At 71.5% G+C, this 3480-nt stretch carries 2 protein-coding genes and 1 pseudogene; all 3 read left to right on the top strand.

What is annotated here, in order from left to right; all coding sequences use genetic code 11:
* Positions 1-355: pseudogene (locus CM1CMNOD_RS10780) on the top strand (zinc-binding alcohol dehydrogenase); the annotation flags it as partial.
* Positions 356-514: 159 nt separating this feature from the next.
* Positions 515-2074 (top strand): lactate racemase domain-containing protein, encoded by a 1560-nt coding sequence (locus CM1CMNOD_RS10775; protein WP_013873680.1) that lies wholly within the window; start codon positions 515-517, stop codon positions 2072-2074.
* Positions 2071-3183 (top strand): lysophospholipid acyltransferase family protein, encoded by a 1113-nt coding sequence (locus tag CM1CMNOD_RS10770; protein ID WP_013873679.1) that lies wholly within the window; start codon positions 2071-2073, stop codon positions 3181-3183. The genes CM1CMNOD_RS10775 and CM1CMNOD_RS10770 overlap by 4 nt, the downstream gene beginning before the upstream one ends.
* The last annotated feature ends 297 nt before the right edge of the window (positions 3184-3480 follow it).

Here is a 3480-nt window from a genome sequence, read left to right as displayed (position 1 = left end):
GGTGGTGCTGTCGGGGGTGCCCACCGGGTCGGTGGACCTGACCCCGCTGTGGTTCCGCGAGCTGGAGCTGGTGGGCGCCTACGCCTCGTCCGCCGGCACGGCCGCCCATCCGGCCGTCCGGCTGGACGCCCATTCGGACGACCGGCCGGACAACCAGGTGAACGGGCATGCGGGCGGGCGGCCACGGGAGCGGTCGGACTTCGACCGGGCCCTCGAGCTCGCCGCGTCCGCGCCGCTGGACGGGATCCTGTCGGCCACCTATCCGCTGGACCGCTGGCGGGACGCGCTGGACCATGCGCTGTCCGCCGGACGGCTGGGAGCGGTCAAGGTTGCCTTCGACCTGATGACGCCGTGACGGGGCACGGAACGTGACAGGGCACAGAAGAGACGGACGGGGCCTGCCCGCAGGCACTGTGGCCTCTGCTGGGACGCTTATTCCAGGACGCCGACGGCAACCCAGTGTCGTTCGGCTGAAACCACGCGTGAGGGGATCGCACAGGTGAGACCGGGGTTCGTGCTCGAAGTCGATGAGCGGACTCCTCCGCTGCTCGTCCACCAGGGTGAGGGGTTCGGGCTGGAACGTTTTCCGCTGGGTACCCGGGTGCTCTACCCGCCGGAGTCGCTGCCGGCGCTGCCGGACGTCGACGCGGCGATCAGCCGGGCGTTGGCCGAGCCGGAGAACAGCGAGCCGTTGCGGGCGCTGCTGCGGCCGGGGATGCGGCTGACGATCGCCTTCGACGACCTGTCGATCCCGCTGCCGCCGATGCGCCGGCCCGACATCCGCCAGCGGGTGATCGAGCAGGTGCTGACGCTCGCGGCCGAGGCCGGGGTCGACGATGTGGTGCTCATCGTGGCGAACGCCCTGCACCGCCGGATGACCGCCGCCGAGATCGAGCGGGCCGTCGGGGAGCGGGTGTTCCGCTCGTTCTGGCCGGACAACCTCTACAACCACGACGCCGAGGACAGGGACAACCTGCTGCACGTCGGCCTGACCGAGAACGGCGAGGACGTCGAGATCAACCGGCGGGCCGCCGAGTCGGACCTGCTGGTCTACGTCAACGTCAACCTGGTGGCGATGGACGGCGGGCACAAGTCGGTGCCGATCGGGCTGGCGTCGTACAACAGTCTGCGCCACCACCACAACAGCCACACCATGGTGCACTCACGGTCGTTCATGGACCACACCCGTTCGGCCATGCACTCCTCGGCGTGGCGGATGGGCCGGCTGCTCGCCGACCACCTGAAGATCTTCACGGTGGAGACGACGGTGAACAACGCCGCGTTCCCGGCCCGGTACGGATTCCTCACCAAACGGGAGTGGGAGTGGTCCGTGCGTGACCAGGCGATGGCGTTCGGGCTGTCGCGGGGGCTGGCCACCATGCCGACGCGTCCCCGCCGCCGGATCTTCCAGGACCTGGTCGCGGACTACGGGGTAACCGGCGTGCACGCCGGTGAGACCGAGGCCGTGCACGCGAAGACCCTGGCCAACGTGCACCGCCAGCAACTCGTCGAGGTCGATGGGCAGAGCGACGTCCTCGTTGCCGGCCTGCCGTATCTCGGGCCGTACAACGTCAACTCGGTGATGAACCCGATTCTCGCGATGTGCCTGGGCCTGGGGTACTTCTTCAACATGTACCGGGGCCGGCCGCTGGTGCGCCGCGGCGGCGCGATGATCCTCTACCATCCGGTGACGCCGGAGTTCTCCCAGCTGCACCATCCGTCGTATGTGGACTTCTTCGAGGAGGTGCTCGCCGAGTCCACCGACCCGGCGACGATCGAGGCGACCTTCGAGAAGCAGTACGCCACCGACCCCTGGTACATCCACCTGTACCGGACGTCCCATGCCTATCACGGTGTGCACCCGTTCTACATGTGGTACTGGGGCGCGCACGCCCTGGACCATCTCGGGGACGTGGTGTGGGTCGGCGGTGACCGGGCGGCCTGCTCGCGGATGGGTTTCCGGGCCGCGTCCACGCTGGCCGACGCGCTTGAGATGATCTCGTCCACGGTGGGGCGGGCTCCGTCCCTGACCTATCTGCACTCCCCGCCGCACGCCATCGCGGACGTGCGGTGACGGCGCCGGGCGGCCGGCAGCGCCCGGCGGGGATCGGGCTGCGTGAGATGGCACGCGGCTGGCGGTGGGCGTCGCGCCCACCGGTGCCCGCCTCGGCGCGGCCGTACCAGCCGGCGCCGCGGGCCCGGGAGTTCCCCACGTCGTGGGCGCGCACGCCGGCGATGCGGGCGGCCCGGGTCGCCGCGCTGGAGTTCGGGATGCGGCCCATGCTGGACGCGAACCTGTCCCTGTCGGTGGCCGGGCTGGACGCGATCGAGGGGCTGCGCACGCCCGCGGTCTTCGTGTCGAACCATTCCAGCCATCTGGACGCGCCGCTGCTGCTGTGCGCGCTGCCGCGGGACATCCGGGACCACACGGCGGTGGCCGCCGCCGCCGACTACTTCTTCGACAGCTGGTGGCGGGGTCTGGGCACGGCCTTCCTGTTCGCGACCGTGCCGATCGAACGCCGGGGCGGGGCGCCGTCGAGCGCACCCGCCGACCTGCTTGCCGGCGGCTGGAATCTGGTCATCTTCCCGGAGGGGACCAGGTCGAAGGACGGCCAGCTCGCTCGCTTCCGGTTCGGCGCGGCGCATCTGGCGATCACCTGTGGGGTGCCGGTGGTGCCGGTGGGTATCCGCGGCAGTTTCGGTGCGATGCCGCGGGGCCGGGCCTGGACGGTTCCGGGCCGGCCGGGGGTGTCGGTGCGGTTCGGCCGGCCGCTGTATCCCGCCGACAGCGACCTGCGTTCCTTCACCGGCCGTATCTTCGCCGAGGTGTCCCGGCTGATCGACGAGGACGCCACGTCCTGGTGGGATTCGCTGCGTGCGGCGCGGGAGCGCCCGGCGGTGCCGGCCCGGGCCGCGCGGTCCGCCCGGAAGGCGCGCTGGCGGCAGGTCTGGGAGGCCACCGAGCCGGTGGGAACCGCTGGTGCGGTGTCGCCGTGGCAGGCCGCGGCGCGGCGTGGATCCGCCGGCGTGACGGGCCTCTCGGGCTCCCAGGGGCTGACGGCGGCGACGGGCGCGTCACGGGAGTCGCGGGAGCCTGACGGCAGCGGGGGTGCCGGCGGTACCGACGTGGGTGGCGCTGACGCGGCAGGCGACGCAACCGGTACGTCCACCCCCGCCGGATGATCCGTTCGCAACCGTCTCATCGGACGCGAGATCGGATGTGAGAACGGTCACACACTCCTGAAAATGTGGATAGCTCTGTTCATGGCGCGGTGGGTATCCACCGCGCCGCTGGGGACCACCTGTGGGTAACCGGGGGCCTGCCGGGCAGCCCTGATGTCAAGGGTTGATCCGGGGACGCCCGGGGCCGTTAGTGGATGCATGGACCTGCGTAACCGGCCCCGCCGCCCGCATCCGCAGCACCGCTGGAAGCGGGGTACCGACACCGGCGCCCCCGTCGCCCGCCCGTCCGCCCCCGGG

Origin of the sequence: Protofrankia symbiont of Coriaria myrtifolia (genome assembly GCF_900634755.1) — a bacterium.
Classification (GTDB): Bacteria; Actinomycetota; Actinomycetes; order Frankiales; family Frankiaceae; genus Protofrankia; species Protofrankia coriariae.
This window is presented reverse-complemented; position numbering and strand designations above follow the sequence as displayed.